The sequence below is a fragment of the Azospirillum doebereinerae genome (assembly GCF_003989665.1).
Taxonomy (GTDB): domain Bacteria; phylum Pseudomonadota; class Alphaproteobacteria; order Azospirillales; family Azospirillaceae; genus Azospirillum; species Azospirillum doebereinerae.
On the sequence record NZ_RZIJ01000055.1, the window covers coordinates 1 to 15,486 of the forward strand.

The 15,486-nt window shown below is 69.2% G+C and carries 13 protein-coding genes and 1 riboswitch; of the genes, 9 read left to right on the top strand and 4 right to left on the bottom strand.

Annotation, left to right across the window (positions count from 1 at the left end; all coding sequences use genetic code 11):
* Both EJ913_RS30675 and EJ913_RS30680 read left to right on the top strand, forming a co-directional pair.
* The coding region (locus EJ913_RS30675) for an FAD-binding protein (RefSeq protein WP_211099082.1) at nucleotides 1–291 on the top strand (291 nt) is incomplete at its 5' end.
* A 79-nt stretch (nucleotides 292–370) separates the two neighbouring features.
* Nucleotides 371–1,246, top strand: coding sequence for a VOC family protein (locus tag EJ913_RS30680; protein ID WP_127005135.1), 876 nt, complete (start codon nucleotides 371–373; stop codon nucleotides 1,244–1,246).
* A gap of 6 nt (nucleotides 1,247–1,252) precedes the next feature.
* On the opposite strand, the gene EJ913_RS30685 is transcribed toward EJ913_RS30680, so the two are convergent.
* Nucleotides 1,253–3,742 carry a hybrid sensor histidine kinase/response regulator gene (locus EJ913_RS30685; protein ID WP_244939565.1) on the bottom strand — a complete coding sequence of 830 codons (2,490 nt, stop codon included), beginning with the start codon at nucleotides 3,740–3,742 and terminating at the stop codon, nucleotides 1,253–1,255.
* A gap of 231 nt (nucleotides 3,743–3,973) precedes the next feature.
* Between EJ913_RS30685 and murJ the strand changes: the two genes are divergently transcribed.
* The 4 genes from murJ (at nucleotide 3,974) to EJ913_RS30705 (ending at nucleotide 8,064) form a co-directional block, all read left to right on the top strand.
* A complete protein-coding gene (gene murJ / locus EJ913_RS30690) occupies nucleotides 3,974–5,542 on the top strand; it encodes a murein biosynthesis integral membrane protein MurJ (RefSeq protein ID WP_127005136.1) in 1,569 nt (522 codons plus the stop codon).
* A 48-nt stretch (nucleotides 5,543–5,590) separates the two neighbouring features.
* Nucleotides 5,591–5,670, top strand: a riboswitch (SAM riboswitch).
* 77 nt (nucleotides 5,671–5,747) lie between these two features.
* Nucleotides 5,748–6,956, top strand: a complete 1,209-nt coding sequence (gene metZ / locus EJ913_RS30695) for an O-succinylhomoserine sulfhydrylase (protein ID WP_127005137.1) — start codon at nucleotides 5,748–5,750, stop codon at nucleotides 6,954–6,956.
* Nucleotides 6,957–7,033: 77 nt separating this feature from the next.
* Complete coding sequence (locus tag EJ913_RS30700) at nucleotides 7,034–7,549, top strand: phasin family protein (RefSeq protein ID WP_127005138.1); 516 nt, start codon at nucleotides 7,034–7,036, stop codon at nucleotides 7,547–7,549.
* 95 nt (nucleotides 7,550–7,644) lie between these two features.
* Complete coding sequence (locus EJ913_RS30705; RefSeq protein ID WP_127005139.1) at nucleotides 7,645–8,064, top strand: OsmC family protein; 420 nt, start codon at nucleotides 7,645–7,647, stop codon at nucleotides 8,062–8,064.
* 158 nt (nucleotides 8,065–8,222) lie between these two features.
* On the opposite strand, the gene sugE is transcribed toward EJ913_RS30705, so the two are convergent.
* Complete coding sequence (gene sugE / locus EJ913_RS30710; protein ID WP_127005140.1) at nucleotides 8,223–8,540, bottom strand: quaternary ammonium compound efflux SMR transporter SugE; 318 nt, start codon at nucleotides 8,538–8,540, stop codon at nucleotides 8,223–8,225.
* Nucleotides 8,541–8,823: 283 nt separating this feature from the next.
* Here sugE and EJ913_RS30715 point away from each other — a divergent pair, with 283 nt between their 5' ends.
* From EJ913_RS30715 to EJ913_RS30725, 3 genes are read left to right on the top strand one after another with little or no spacing between them, the layout of a single operon-like run.
* The gene (locus EJ913_RS30715) at nucleotides 8,824–9,135 is read left to right on the top strand and encodes an FAD assembly factor SdhE (RefSeq protein ID WP_127005141.1); all 312 of its coding nucleotides are present in this window, start codon (nucleotides 8,824–8,826) and stop codon (nucleotides 9,133–9,135) included.
* 37 nt (nucleotides 9,136–9,172) lie between these two features.
* Complete coding sequence (mfd, locus tag EJ913_RS30720) at nucleotides 9,173–12,799, top strand: transcription-repair coupling factor (protein ID WP_127005142.1); 3,627 nt, start codon at nucleotides 9,173–9,175, stop codon at nucleotides 12,797–12,799.
* Between the two features lies 1 nt (nucleotide 12,800).
* Nucleotides 12,801–13,766 carry an ACT domain-containing protein gene (locus tag EJ913_RS30725; protein WP_127005143.1) on the top strand — a complete coding sequence of 322 codons (966 nt, stop codon included), beginning with the start codon at nucleotides 12,801–12,803 and terminating at the stop codon, nucleotides 13,764–13,766.
* 37 nt (nucleotides 13,767–13,803) lie between these two features.
* Here the strand turns inward: EJ913_RS30725 and EJ913_RS30730 are convergent, their stop codons facing one another.
* Together EJ913_RS30730 and EJ913_RS30735 are read right to left on the bottom strand one after the other, a co-directional pair.
* On the bottom strand, nucleotides 13,804–14,283 hold the full coding sequence (locus EJ913_RS30730; protein WP_127005144.1) for a PRC-barrel domain containing protein: 480 nt from the start codon (nucleotides 14,281–14,283) through the stop codon (nucleotides 13,804–13,806).
* A 156-nt stretch (nucleotides 14,284–14,439) separates the two neighbouring features.
* Nucleotides 14,440–15,120, bottom strand: a complete 681-nt coding sequence (locus tag EJ913_RS30735) for a calcium-binding protein (RefSeq protein WP_127005145.1) — start codon at nucleotides 15,118–15,120, stop codon at nucleotides 14,440–14,442.
* Nucleotides 15,121–15,486: the final 366 nt, after the last annotated feature.

Genomic DNA, 15,486 nt, shown 5'->3' on the forward strand with positions numbered 1-15,486 from the left:
GAAGCCATCGCCGACAAGCTGGGCGCGGCGGTCGGCGCGTCGCGCGCGGCGGTGGACGCCGGTTTCGTGCCGAACGATTATCAGGTCGGTCAGACCGGCAAGATCGTCGCACCGGACCTCTACATCGCGGTCGGCATCTCGGGCGCGATCCAGCACCTCGCCGGCATGAAGGACAGCAAGGTCATCGTGGCGATCAACAAGGACGAGGAGGCGCCGATCTTCCAGGTCGCCGATTACGGCCTCGTCGCCGACCTCTTCAAGGCCCTGCCCGAGTTGCAGCAGGTGCTTTGACGCGTTTTCCCTCTCCCGCCGCAGGGCGGGAGAGGGCCACAGCGAGCGCGGACGTACTCCAAGGAACAGCAGGGCGGTCATGAGCATCAACGGAATCACCGGACTGGACCATCTGGTCGTCGCCGTCCGCGATCTGGACAAGGCGCAGGACGCCTACAGCCGACTCGGCTTCACCGTGACCCCGCGCGGTCACCACACCGAGCTGAAATCGGCCAACCACACCGTGATGTTCGCGTCCGGCACCTATGTCGAGCTGCTGGGCATCGAGGAGAAGCGTCCGGCCAACGCCCATTACTCGGTCTTCCTGCTGAAGCGCGAGGGCATCGCCGCCGTGGCGCTGAAGACCGACGACGCCCGCGCCGCGCGCGGGCCGCTGACCGCCGCCGGCTTCCCGGCGGAGGAGGCGGTGGATTTCGGCCGTCCGGTGGACCTGCCCGGTGGCGCCCGCGACGCCCGCTTCACCATCACCCAGATCGACCCGGAGACGACCCCCGGCGGCCGGGTGTTCCTGTGCCAGCACCACACCCCCGACGTGGTGTGGCGCCCCGATAGCCTGGAACACGCCAACAGCGCCACCGGGCTCGCCGCCTTCGTGGTCGCCGCCGACGATCCCGACGCGGTGGCCGCCGCCTATGGCCGCCTGTTCGGCGTTCCGGTGACGGCGCGCGGTTCGGCCCGCGTGGTGGAGACGGGGACCGTGCCGCTGCTGGTCGCCACGCCGGACCGGCTGCACTGGGCCTGGACCGACGACCCGGCCCTCGGGACGCCGCGCCCCTTCTTCGCCGGGATGGTGGTCCGTGTGGCCGATCCGGCCAAGGCCCAGCAGGCACTTCAGAAGAGCAAGTTCCCGACCGTGGGCGGCAACGGCGTGCTGCGGGTGGGGTCCGCCAGTGCCGGCGGGGCGATGGTCGCCTTCGTCGCGCAGGACTTCGACCTCGACGCGCTCATTCCCTGAGGCCCGTCACGCCGAGCGCTGGCGTTCGCGTCGGGCCGGCTCCATCGCCTCGGCGACGGCGCGTTGCAGGTCACCCGCCAGCACCGGCTTGTGCATGACGCGGAAGTTGCCGGCCTCCGCCTCCTGGGCGCGGGCGGGGGCGGTGTCGCCGGTCACCAGGATGCCCGGCAGGATGCGGCCCAGCGCGACGCGGATTTCCCGGATCGCCTCGGTGCCCGTCCGGCCGCCGTGCAGCCGGTAATCGGCGACGATCACGTCCGGGGGTGGGCCACAATGCACCAGGTCCAACGCCTCGGCGCAGGATTCGGCAGCCAGCACCGTGTAGCCCTGATCCGACAGCATGCTCCGCAGCCCCTCGCGGACGATCTCGTCGTCCTCGACCACCAGCACGGTGGCCGCCGGTGCCGGGGCCGGGGGAGAGGCGGGCGGGGCGGAAACCTCCACTGGACCTGGAGCCTCCGATGCGGGGACCTCCACCAGCGGCACCTCGACCGCGAAGACGGAGCCCCGGCCGGGGATGGAGCGCAGATCGATCCGGTGGCCCAGCATCGCCGACAGCCGCCGCACCACCGCCAGCCCCAGGCCGAGGCCCTGGTCGCGGTTGCGGCTGGCGTTGCCGACCTGCACGAATTCCTGGAAGATCTCCTCCTGCTGGTCGGGCGGGATGCCGATGCCGGTGTCCCACACCTCGATCCGCAGGACGGGGCCGCGCCGGCGGCAACCGATCAGGATGCGCCCGGTCTCGGTGTAGCGCAGGGCGTTCTCCGCCAGATTTTGCAGAATCCGCCCCAGCAGCATCGGGTCGCTGCGGACATGGGCGCCGCTCGGCACGATGTGGAAGAGCAGCCCCTTGCGGATGGCGACCGGCCGGCTGTTGGCGGACACGCGCTCCAGCAGTTCGGCGACCGGGAAGAGCTTCGGTTCGGGAACGACCGCGCCGGCTTCCAGCCGTGACACGTCCAGCAGGCCGTCGAGCAGCATTTTCAGCGCGCCCAGCGCGCGGTCCATGGTGCCCAGCACGTTGCGCGTGCCGGCGTCGGTGGCGCGGTTGGCCAGCACCTCCATCAGCAGCATGAGCGACTGCACCGGCTGGCGCAGATCGTGGCTGGCGGCGGCGAGGAACTTGGACTTGGCGACGTTGGCGCGGTCGGCTTCCCGCCGCGCCTCGGCCAGATCGGCCTGCGCCCGCTTGTGTTCGGAGATGTCGCGGACGATGGCGATCAGGCTGACCAGCCGCCCGTCGTCGTCGCGCACGGGGGAGGCGCGGAGTTCCAGGCAGCCGGGCTGGCTTCCCGGCCGGTCGAATTCGATCCGTACGTCGCGCCCGACGGCCACCGCGTCGCGCAGCGGCTCCAGCGCCATCGGGTCGGCGACCGCCCGCTCCAGCGCCCACAGCGCCCCGTGCCCTTTCAAGGTCGCGATGGGCATGCCGAGCAGGCGTTCCAGTGCCGGGTTGCCATAGACGACGGGCATGCCGGGCCGCGTCGCGTTGGCGACCAGGATGCCGTCGCCGCTCCACGCCATCGCACGGTCGCGGACGCGCAACGCCCGGTCGGTGCGGCGGCGCCACTGCAACTCGACGATGAAGGCGATGGTGAACAGCAGGATGACCGCCGTGGTGACGATGGCCCAGCCGGTGTAGAGCCGGGCGTTCTCCCGCCACGGCCCGAACACCGAATCGACTGATTCGCCGACCATGGCGACCAGCGGATAGTCCTGCGCCGTGCGGTAGGCGAGGATGCGCTCCACCCCGTCCAGCGGGCTGGCTGCGCGCAGATGGCCGATCGGCTGCTTGTCGATGTTGTGCCAGAAGGTCCGCGAGGTGAAGTCCGGCCACGTCGCCGACTCTTCGACCAGGGGATGGCGCGCCAAGGCCATTCCGTCCGTTCGCACCAGCGCCACCGACGCCCCCGGCGGCAAGCCCAGCACGCCGTAGAACCGGAGGAAGGCGTTGCTTGGAATGTCGGCCACGGCGATGCCGGCGAAGGCGTGCTCGGGGGGGTCCAGGCGGCGGGAGACCGGGATCAGCGTGTCCCCCGTGTCGGGTGCGACGTAGGGCATTCCGATGACCAGCCGGTGCTGCGTGGAATCGCGTTGCTCCAGAAACTCCCCGCGGTCGGCGATTGGGCCACGGAACGCGGAACGGCCCGATTCCATGGTCAGCAACCCGGCGGCGTCGTAGACGCGGACGCCGATCACCAGCCCCTCCTCGAAGGCGCGCCGGGCGGGAAGCTGCATGGCTTGACCCTGCGCGGTGTGAGCCACCAGATCGAGCAGCAGGTCGTCCACCCGGCGGAAGGTGGCGGCGGCGTGCTCCTCCACTAGGCGGGCCATGACGCCGGTTTTCTGCCGCGCCGTCAGATCGAGCAGCCGTTCCTCTCGTTGCAACCGGTCGAGCAGGACCCACCACAGCGCCGCGATGGCGAGCGCCACCGCCAGAGCCGGCAGGACGAGCCGGATCTCGATCCCCGACAGAAACCCGAAAACTCGTCTCACGACCTCTCCCACCGGCAGGCGCGTTGCGGAACGGCCACCCTCGGCGCCCGACCGGGAATGGGCAGCGGGTAAGCGGCCGCCAGCATGCCGCAGCGGGCGGGATGGCGCAACGGTCCTGCCCACAAAGTGGTGGAACCGTGCGCAAGCACCACCTGCGCGTCCAGTGCCTGCACGAGGGCCGGGCGAAAGGAGGGCTTTGCCGGGACGGCGGCGGCGGCTATACCGCGCGGCATGAGCTTCGCCCGCGCCATCGCCACCGTCGGCGGCCTGACCCTGCTGAGCCGGCTGGCCGGTTTCGCGCGTGACATCCTGACCGCCTCGGTGCTGGGGGCGGGGCCGGTGGCCGATGCCTTCTTCGTCGCGCTGAAGCTTCCCAACCTGTTCCGCCGCTTGTTCGCCGAGGGCGCCTTCGGGGTCGCCTTCGTGCCGCTCTTCGCGGCGGAACTCCAGACGCGTGGGCGCGCCGCCGCGATCCGCTTCGCCGAGGAGGCGCTGGCGGTGCTGCTGGCGGCGCTGCTGCCCTTCACGCTGGCGGCGGTGGCGGCGATGCCCTGGCTGATGCATGGGCTAGCGCCGGGCTTCGGCGACGAACCGGCGAAGTTCGCGCTGGCGGTGGACATGGCGCGGTTGACCTTTCCTTACCTGATGCTGATCTCGCTGGTGGCGCTGCTCGGCGGGGTGCTGAACGCGCTCGACCGTTTCGGGCCTTTCGCGGCGGCCCCCATCGCCTTCAACCTGACTTTGGTCGCGGCGTTGCTTCTGGCACCCCGTATGGGTCTGGAGCCGGGCACCGCGATGGCGGCGGCGGTGACTCTGTCGGGCGTCGTGCAACTGCTCTGGATGGCCTGGGCCTGCCGCGAGGCCGGGATCGTGCTGCGGCTGCGGGCGCCCCGGATGACCGAGGGGATGCGGCGGCTGTTCCGGCTGATCGGGCCGGGGGCGCTGGGGGCCGGCGTCATGCAGATCAACCTGTTCCTCAACATCGTTCTGGCGTCCTTGTTGCCGTCCGGCGCGGTGTCCTTCCTCTATTACGCCGACCGGCTGAACCAGATGCCGCTGGGCGTCATCGGCATCGCCATCGGCACCGCGCTGCTGCCGGTGCTGGCCCGTCATGCGGCGGCGGGGGACGAGCGGATGGTCCGTCACTATCTGAGCCGCGCCCTGGAGTTCAGCCTGCTGCTGGGCCTGCCGGCGGCGGTCGCGCTGGGGGTGGCGGGCGGCCCCATCGTCTCCGTGCTGTTCGAGCGCGGCGCCTTCGGGCCGGAGCAGACCCACGCCACCGCGCTGGCGCTGGCCGCCTACGCGGTCGGCATCCCCGCCTACGTCATCGTGAAGTCGCTGAACGCCGCCTTCTTCGCCCGCCACGACACGGCCACCCCGGTGCGCGTCGCCGTCGTGGTGACCGTCGCGACGGCGGTCTTGGCGCTGGCGCTGCTGCCGGCGCTGGGGCATGTCGGCATCGCGCTCGCCACCGGGCTGACGGCGTGGCTCGACGTCGGGCTGCTGGTGCTGGCGATGCGCAGGCGGGGCCTGCTGGAACTGGACGAACGGTTGCTGCGCCGGGCGCCGCGAATCGCGGTCGCGGCGGCGGGGATGGGGGCGGCGCTGGCGGCGGGCGGGGTCGGGTTGGCGCCTTGGCTGGCGCATCCGGCGACGGCGGTGCGGTTCGGCGCGCTGGCGCTGCTGGTGACGGGCGGAGTCGCGGTGTTCGGCGCGCTGGCGCAGGGGCTGGGCGGGGCGAGCCTCGCCGACCTGAAGGGCTTCCTCAAGCGTCCAGCGGCCGAGACCCCGGAGTCGTAGCCCGTTCGGTGGAACCCCCCTTGACGACCGCCCGTCCCGGACGTACAAGCGAACCCACGTGGTGATTTGGTCGACCGGCTTGCGGGCCACGTAAAACAACCCGCTAAAAAGGTCCGAGCCGCGTCCGCGCCTCGACCCGATCGGTCGGGGCTTTTTTCGTTTGTGGCCGGCTTCGCCCCACCGGCGCATCGAGGGGAGACGCGGCATGTCCCGCACCGATCATCGCCATCCGAACGTCTCGGGGCTGCGGCCCCGGTCCAAGCTGGTCCATGGCGGCACCCGCCGCTCGTCCTTCGACGAGACCTGCGAGGCGCTGTACCAGACCTCCGGCTTCGTCTACGGCTCGGCCGAGGAGGCGGAGCACGCCTTCGCCAACGACGGCGCCCGTCAGGTCTACGGCCGCTTCCGCAACCCGACCACCGCGATGTTCGAGGACCGGCTGGCCGAATACGAGGGCGCCGAATGGGCCTACGCGACCAGCAGCGGCATGGCGGCGGTGCATGGCGCCCTGATGAGCGGCCTGAAGGCCGGCGACCGGGTGGTCGCGCCGCGCGCGCTGTTCATCTCCTGCTACTGGATCCTCAAGGACCTCTGCCCGCGCTACGGCATCGAGCCGGTCTTCGTCGACGGCACCAACCTGTCGGAATGGGAAGAGGCGCTGTCCGTCCCGACCAAGGCTGTCTTCCTGGAGACGCCGTCCAATCCGGGGCTGGAGATCGTCGATCTGCGCGCGGTCTGCGATCTGGCCCACAAGGCCGGCGCCTTCGTCGTGGTGGACAACGCCTTCGCCACCCCGGTGCTGCAACGCCCGTTCGATTTCGGCGCCGACGTCATCATCCATTCAGCGACCAAGCTCATCGACGGGCAGGGCCGCGGCCTGGGCGGCATCATCCTGGCCAAGGATAAAAAATACGCCGCCGAGGTCATCCACCCCTTCCTGCGCAACACCGGCCCGACCATCGCGCCGTTCAGCGCCTGGCTTCTGCTGAAGGGCCTGGAGACGCTGGAACTGCGCGTCCACGCCCAGTCGGCCGCCGCCTTCCAGGTCGCCCAGTTCCTGGAGGCCCACCCGAAGGTGGAGCGCGTGCTCTACCCGCTGCTGACCAGCCACCCGCAGCACGATCTGGCGCGCCGGCAGATGACCGGCGGCGGCAACATGCTGTCGATCTTCCTGAAGGGCGGCAAGAGCGAGGCGTTCAACACGCTGAACGGCCTGCGCATGGTGATGATCTCCAACAATCTCGGCGATTCGAAGAGCCTCGCCACCCACCCCGACACCACCACCCACGCCAAGCTGACGCCCGAGGAAAAGGCGGCGGCGAAGATCCTGCCGAACCTGCTGCGGCTGTCGGTCGGGCTGGAAGACACCCAGGACATCATCGAAGATCTCGACCGCGCGCTCGCCGAAGCGTAAGAGTCATGCCGGAACTTATGCTGCAGTGCAGCGTTAGGGTTCGGCAATGACGCTTAGGCAAACGAGGTGGTGAGGAAATGGCAGTCTACAAAGCCCGCAACGGTGATCCTGCGGAGCGTCTGTGCGCCGTGGCCAACCAGTTCGCGAAGACGGGGATGCGCGGGGGCGAGATGGGCGTCGCCGCCGCGCAGACCATCGGCTACCGCACGGCGATGATGGCGGCGGCGATGGGCAACCCGGTGGATTTCGCCAATCCCGAGTTCGTCCGCATGGGGTCGGAAAAGGTGGAGGCCTCGGTCGAGGCCTTCCACGCCGTCGCCACCGGGATCGGCGAGTTCACCAACGCCTGGATGGCGATGGTGGCCAAGCAGACCCAGGCCGCGTCGCTGGTGTTCGGGGGCCTGAGCGCCTGCCGCTCGCCGACCGACCTCGCCAACATCCAGCAGAAGGCCTTCGCCGAGGCGATGGACGCCGGCATCCACGCCAGCCTGCGCTTCGTCGAGGCGGCGGCGGCCCTGACGTCGGCCGGCATGAACCCGGCCTACCGCAAGGTCCGCGCCAACGCGCTGCGTCTGGCGCGCGAGCAGGCCTGACCCGACGCCGTTGCCGTCCGCGCGGGCTTGCGCGGGCGGCGGCGTGCGCCTAGCTTCCGCCTCCGAACGATCAACCGGTTGCGGAGAGCAGGGTCATGAAGGCGCGCGTCACCTGGGTGGACGGCAAGATGTTCGTCGGCGAATCCGGCAGCGGCCACGCCGTGGTGATGGACGGCGCGCCGGAGGCCGGCGGGCGCAACTTGGGCGTCCGCCCGATGGAGATGCTGCTGATCGGCATGGGCGGCTGCTCGTGCTTCGACGTGGTGATGATCCTGGAGAAGGGCCGTCAGGCCATCACCGACTGCGTCGCCGCCATCGAGGCCGAGCGCGCCGAGACCGACCCGAAGGTCTTCACGAAGATCCACATGCGCTTCACCGTGACCGGCCGCAAGCTGGACCCGGCCAAGGTGGAGCGCGCCATCGCGCTGTCGGCGGAGAAATACTGCTCCGCCTCGATCATGCTGGGGCAGACGGCGACGATCACCCATGATTTCGAGGTGATCGAGGCGGTTTGAGCGGGGGCAAGTTACGGTCCCGTTTGCCCCCTCCCCATCCCTCCCCCGCCTTCGGCAGGAGAGGGGGCCGGACCCTTGTCGGCGTTCGGCGGAGTTCCCTCTCCCGCAACGCGGGGGAGGGCTAGGGAGGGGGCAGTCGAAGCCGACACCCCCAATTCTCACCCATGCAGCAGCTTGAGCCCGGCGATCCCCCCGACGATGGCGGCGATGCACAGCAGCCGCGCCGCGGTGGCCGGTTCCCCGAACAACAGCATCCCGAGAACCACGGTCCCGACCGTGCCGATCCCGGTCCACACCGCGTAGGCGGTGCCGAGCGGCAAACTCTTCAGCGCGAATCCCAGCAGGACAATGCTGGCGACCATCGCGGCGGCGGTCCAGACGCTGGGCCACAGCCGGGTGAAGCCTTCGGTGTGCTTGAGGCCGACGGCCCAGCCGATTTCGAACAAGCCGGCCAAGGCAAGAGCGATCCACGCCATGACGGCGCCTCCTTCGATGAAGGGGCAGGGCCGTCCCCGCGTCGATCCCCGGAATGGCGGGGTCGTCCCCGTGCGGATCGGCCCTCTATATGGATCGGCGTGGCGGGCGGTCAAGCACCGGCTTCCGCCCCCCTCACCCAACCCTCTCCCCGGGGGGGAGAGGGCTTGTATCTCGGCCCTGCGCAAGCGGTTGCATCGTTGCCGCCGCCCGTGCAGGATGGGGTTCCTGAATGGTTCCCCCTCCGCCGCTCGTGGCCGGGAGGGTTTTCGACGTTGAGACCCCATGACCGATCAAGCCGCGACCCAGCAAGCCGCCCGCGCCGACGAATCCATCCAAGACCGCCGCAAGCGGCTGCGCTTCCGTTCCTGGCATCGCGGGATGCGCGAGATGGACCTGCTGATGGGCAGCTTCGCCGATGCCCATGTCGACGGATTCGACGCGGGGATGCTCGACCGTTACGAGGCCCTTCTGGAACTGAGCGACCCCGATCTCTACAATTGGATGTCCGGGCGCGAGCCGGTGCCGGCCGAGCATGACGACGACGTCATGCGGCTGTTGACCCAGTTCCGCTACACCCCGCGTCAAGGGTCCTGACGCGGGGCGACGTCCCACCTTTCCCGAAGGCTTTCCCTTGGTCAGTTTCGATCTCCAGCCCGGCCGTGCCGCCCGTCTCCTGATCGGCGGCGCGCCGGAAGGGCAGGACGCCCGCATCCTCGCCGAGCTTGCGAAGAAGGCGGGGGCCTACGGGCTGCTGCACGTGGCGCTCGACGACACGCGGGCCGCCCTGCTGGCCGAGGCGATGGCCTTCTTCGCGCCGGGGCTGGAGGTGCTGACCTTCCCGGCCTGGGACTGTCTTCCCTACGACCGCGTGTCGCCCAACGGCGGCATCGTCGCCAAGCGCATCGACACGCTGACCCGCCTGATCGCCCGGCAGGCCGCCGCCGGCAACCGCGACGGGCTGGCCCCGCTGCTGGTGCTGACCACGGTCAACGCGGTGGTGCAGAAGGTGCCGCCGCGCTCGGCCTTCAAGAACGCGGTGTTCCACGCCAAGCTGCGTGACCGGATCGACCTGGAGAAGCTGCAACGCTACCTCGCCGGCAACGGCTACACCCGCGCCCAGACGGTGCGCGAGCCGGGCGAGTTCGCCGTGCGCGGCGGCATCGTCGACCTGTTCCCGCCCGGCACCGACGAGCCGCTGCGCCTCGACCTGTTCGGCGACGAGCTGGAAGGCGTGCGCGCCTTCGATCCCATGACCCAGCGCACCACCGAGAAGCGCGACAAGGTCGAGCTGAAACCGATGTCGGAGGTCTTCCTCGACGATTCCGGGATCGCGCGCTTCCGCTCCGGCTACCGCGAGCTGTTCGGCGCCGTCGCCAGCGACGACCCGCTCTACGAGGCGATCTCCGCCGGGCGGTCCTACGGCGGCATGGAGCATTGGCTGCCGCTGTTCCACGACAGCATGGACACGGTGCTGGACTACATGCCGCGCGGCATCGTCAGCCTCGACCATCAGGCGTCGGAAGCGCGCGACGCCCGCATCGCGCAGATCGTCGACTTCCACAGCTCCCGCGAAGGGATGATGACCATCGAGAAGCGGACGGGCGCCCCGGTCTACAAGCCGGTGCCGGTCCGCTCGCTGTTCCTCGACACCGCCGCCTGGGATCTGCTGCTCGGCGAGCGGGCGGTGGCGCAGTTGCAGGTGTTCTCGACGCCGCCCGGCATCAAGGGGACGGTGGACGCCGGCGGCAAGCGCGGCCACGACTTCGCCGAGGAGCGCAACCGCCCCGACGTGAACGTCTTCGACGCGGTGAAGGACCACATCCGGGCGCTGCGGGCGGACGGTCGGCGGGTGCTGGTCGCCGGCTATTCGGCCGGCTCGCGCGACCGCCTGTCCAACGTGCTGGCCGACCACGGCATCCCGGGGCTGGAGCCGGCCGAGACCATCGAGGACGTGCGCCGCTTCGACCGCGGCGTGATCGGCACCATCGTGCTGGGAATGGAGCACGGCTTCACCTCCGCCGATCTGGCGGTCATCACCGAGCAGGACATCCTGGGCGACCGCCTCGTCCGCCCGGCCAAGAAGAAGCGCAAGGCCGCCAACTTCATCGCCGAGCATTCGGCGCTGCACGAGGGCGACGTGGTCGTCCACATGGACCACGGCATCGGCCGCTACGACGGGCTGGAGACGCTGGAGGTCACTGGCGCGCCGCACGACTGCCTGCGCATCGTCTACGAGGGCGGCGACAAGCTCTACGTCCCGGTCGAGAACATCGAGGTGCTGTCGCGCTACGGCTCGGAGGACGCCAACGTCCAGCTCGACAAGCTGGGCGGGGCCGGGTGGCAGGGCCGCAAGGCGCGGGTCAAGAAGCGCCTGAAGGACATGGCCGAGGCGCTGCTGAAGATCGCCGCCGAGCGGATGCTTAAGAAGGCCGACCCGGTGCTGACCCCGGAGGGCGTCTATCAGGAGTTCGCCGCGCGCTTCCCGTACCCCGAGACCGACGACCAGTTGAAGGCCATCGAGGACATCTTCACCGACCTGTCGAGCGGCCGTCCGATGGACCGTCTGGTCTGCGGCGACGTCGGCTTCGGCAAGACCGAGGTGGCCTTGCGCGCCGCCTTCATGGTGGCGATGAGCGGCAAGCAGGTCGCCGTGGTGGTGCCGACGACGCTGCTGGCCCGCCAGCATTTCAAGACCTTCTCCACCCGCTTCAACGGGCTGCCGGTGCGGGTGGTGCAGCTCTCCCGCATGGTGACGGCGCGCGAGCAGACCCTGGTGAAGAAGGAACTGGCCGAGGGCACCGCCGACATCGTCGTCGGCACCCACGCGCTGCTGGCCAAGAGCCTGGACTTCAAGCGGCTCGGGATGGTCATCGTCGACGAGGAGCAGCATTTTGGCGTCAAGCAGAAGGAACGCCTGAAGGAACTGCGCGCCGACATCCACGTCCTGACCCTGACCGCGACGCCGATCCCGCGCACGCTCCAGATGGCGCTGTCGGGCGTGCGCGAGCTGTCGCTGATCGCGACTCCGCCGGTCGATCGTCTGGCGGTGCGGACCTTCGTGTTGCCCTATGACGGGGTGGTGATCCGCGAGGCGATCCTGCGCGAGCATTACCGGGGCGGCCAGACCTTCTACGTCTGCCCGCGCATCGAGGACCTGACCCGCGTCGCCGAGCGGGTGAAGGAGCTGGTGCCCGAGGTCAAGATGGTCACCGCCCACGGCCAGATGCCGGCCAGCGAGCTGGAAGACGTGATGACCGCCTTCGACGAGGGCAAGTTCGACCTGCTGCTCGCCACCAACATCATCGAGAGCGGGCTGGACATCCCCAACGCCAACACGCTGATCGTCCACCGCGCCGACCTGTTCGGTCTGGCGCAGCTCTACCAGATCCGGGGGCGCGTCGGCCGGGCCAAGAAGCGCGGCTACGCCTATCTGACCTACGCGGCCAACAAGCCGCTGAACGCCACGGCGCAGCAGCGGCTCCACGTCATCGAGACGCTCGATTCGCTCGGTGCCGGCTTCCAGCTCGCCAGCCACGACATGGACATCCGTGGCGCCGGCAACCTGCTGGGCGAGGAGCAGTCGGGGCAGGTGCGCGAGGTCGGAGTCGAGCTTTACCAGCAGATGCTGGAGGAGGCCGTCGCCAACGCCCGCGCGTCGATGCAGGAGGGCGCCATTGCCGCCGCCGCCGCGCAGGAGTGGGTGCCGCAGATCAACCTCGGCACGCCGGTGCTGATCCCGGAGAGCTACGTGCCGGACCTGACGGTGCGGCTGTCGCTCTACCGCCGCATCGCCGATCTGGTCGACCGCGCCGAGGTGGACGGCTTCGCCGCCGAACTGATCGACCGCTTCGGCAAGCTGCCGGAGGAGGTGGACAACCTGCTGGACGTCGTCACCATCAAGCGGCTGTGCAAACAGGCCAACGTCGAGCGGGTGGACGCCGGGCCGAAGGGCTTGGTCCTGACCTTCCACGACAACTTTTTCGCCGAGCCGGCCAAGCTGCTGACCTACATCGCCCAGCATTTGACCCTGATGAAACTGCGGCCCGACCACAAGCTGGTCTACAGCCGCGAATGGCCCGATCCCCAAGCGCGCGTGCGCAGCGTGCAGAAGCTGATCAAGGACATGGCGGAGATGGCGTCGGGCGGCGGCGTGCCGCGCGGCGAGACTCCGCCCCCGCCGCCTCCACCCCCGCCGCCGCGCCCGACGGCGTTGAAGGCCGGCTCGCGCTTCGGCCGGCATCTGCCGGGACGGCGTTAGGATGGACGCCTTGTCGCGCAACGGCGCTCTGGCGGGGCGCCTTGCGCGCGGCGACCGGCGGGTGGAGGGCGACGCGCCGTCGGTCGCGGCGGACGTCACGGCCAATCCGGGCAAGCTGCCGGAGCTGATCGCCTGCCTGTTCGACGCGGATCCCAGCGTGCGGATGCGCGCGGCCGATTCGCTGGAGCGGGTGTCGCGCGGCAACCCCGGCTGGCTCGATCCGCACATCGAGCATCTGCTGACCGACGCGGTGGCGATCGAGCAGGCCGAGGTGCGCTGGCACCTCGCGCAGACGATGCCGCGCCTGACGCTGAACGACGACCAGCGCCACCGCGCCGCCGTGCTGCTGGCCGACTGGTTCGAGAACAGCCCGAGCCGCATCGTCAAGGCCAGCGCGTTGCAGGCGGTGGTCGATCTGGCGGAACGGGATCCGGAACTGCGCGCGACGGCGGCGGAAATGCTGGGCCGGGCCATGCGCTCCGACGTGCCGTCGCTGGCCGAGCGCGCCCGGCGCATCCTGAAGCCCTTCGAGGTGGACGCGGCGACGCTCAGCGCCGCGCTGGCGCCGCGCGAGCACAGCGGGTTGACCCTGTCGGTGCTGCCCGAACGGCTGGCGGTGGCGCAACTGCCGCCGGAGGAGGGGCTTCCGTCCTGGCTCGATTGGACCGACCCGCTGGTCGGGGCGACGCGCACGGGGGAGGAGCTGTCGATCCTTTGCCGCGAGGACCGTGTGCCGGATCACGTCCGGGCGCAGAAGGGCTGGCGGGCCTTCAAGGTGGAAGGGCCGCTGGATTTCTCGCTGTTCGGGGTGCTCGCCCGCATCGCCGTGCCGCTGGCGCAGGCGCATGTGCCGATCTTCGCGATCTCGACCTACGACACCGAATACGTGCTGGTCCGCGCCGACGACCTCGACCGCGCGGCCGAGGTGTTGGCGCAGATCTGCACGGTGGTGCGCAAGGACGCGTGAGCGTCGGTCAGCGCCGCACCATTCGGTGGTGGATCGTTCAGCGGCGAACGGTGGCGCCGGTCCAGTTGGTCGGTTCCGCCCCGGTGCGCGTCATCGGACCGCCCGGCATCGGTGCGGTCGGTCCCATGGAGAGCATGCGGTCGTTGCTGCCGGTCATCGGCAGAGCGGCGAATTCGGTTGGGGTCATGCCGACGAGGATCACGGCCTGCCGGTTGGGGGCGTAGCGTAGATCGGCGGTGTTGACCACCACCCTGTGCGGGGTCGGGTACATCGGCGACCCGGTGCCGACGATGACCTGCTCCACCCGGTTGTCGGGGGCCAGGATCAGATCGTCCACTTGGCCGAGCGTCCGCGTCAGATCGGCCGACTGGACGGTCAGGCCAACCAGTTGCAGCGGTGACAGGGTGGAGACATCCTGCGAGGCCATCGTGCCGGTCTGGGCGCAGGCACCCAGCGCGAGCATCGCGCCGGCCGAAAGCAGGGTAAGAAGGGGGCGTTGGAGGTGACGGCGTTCCATCGGTCTCGGCCTCGCTGGCTGGTGACGCTCATGCTTGGTCAGGACAACGCGGAACGGGGCCGGTCGGGCGCAGGGCGCCGAAGGATGTCTCCGAAAGAGGGTGGGGGAAAGCGGCCCGCTCGGCCGTTTGACCCTCTCCCGGAGACCCTGTTCGTCTTAAACGAAGAAGTAGTCGTGCCCGGCGGTCAGGCCGGCGTGATCCACCGTCAACTGCGAGCCGTCGAAGAAGGAGAAGATCGTCGACGAGCCGAGGCTGCTGACCGACACCTGCGACGCGGTGTAGCCGCTGAACTCGATGCGGTCGATGCCCGTCTCGAAATACTGGATCTGGTCGCGGCCGAAGCCGCCGGCCGCCTGCTCCAGGATGAAGCGGTCGAGCGTGCCGTCCACGTAGCTGACCATCGTGTCGTTGCCGGTGCCCGGCATGAAGACATCGCTGCCGTCGTCGCGGAGCGTGTCGACCAGATAGTCGTCGCCCGAGCCGCCGATCATCGTGTCGTTGCCGCGCCCGCCCTTGAGGGTGTCGTTCATGATGCCGCCGTCGAGCCAGTCGTTGCCCGCCCCGCCGAACAGCTGGTCGTTGCCCTGGTCGCCCCACATCATGTCGTCGCCGACCTCGTTGCCGTACGGGTCGCCGAGCCAATCGTTGCCGTCGCCGCCGTGCAGCGAGTCGTTGCCGACCCCGCCGACCAGCGAGTCGTTGCCGCGCTCGCCATACATCAGATCGTTGCCGGCACCACCGTTCAGCCAGTCGTGACCGTCCATGCCATGGATCAGGTCGTTGTTGACCGTGCCGTTGATGGTGTCGTTGGTGGCTTTCCCCCAGAAGGTCGACATAGCGGCTCTCCTCGATTGCGTTAACGAAACATTAACCACATCGAGGGCGTCAGGAGAAATAGAAAAAGGGGGCAATACTCTCGGCATTTGAGGGATATCACATATCAACGCATTTTTAACCTTCTGTGTTCTTATTGTGATTTTATTATGGTTCGAAATTCGAAATGATTTTTACTTGAGATTGTTGTCTCTGTGATATTTTTAGGACATCTTTAAAGATGCTTGTCTAGATAATTCAGGCATTGATCAGGAGTTTGGCCATGAGTCCTCCGACAGGATCTCCTGGGCATTAGAGCTTCGAGCGTTTAATCTGACGCGTACCCGGCGTGCCTGAGATAATTCCAGCACTCGTCTGGTGTGTAGAGG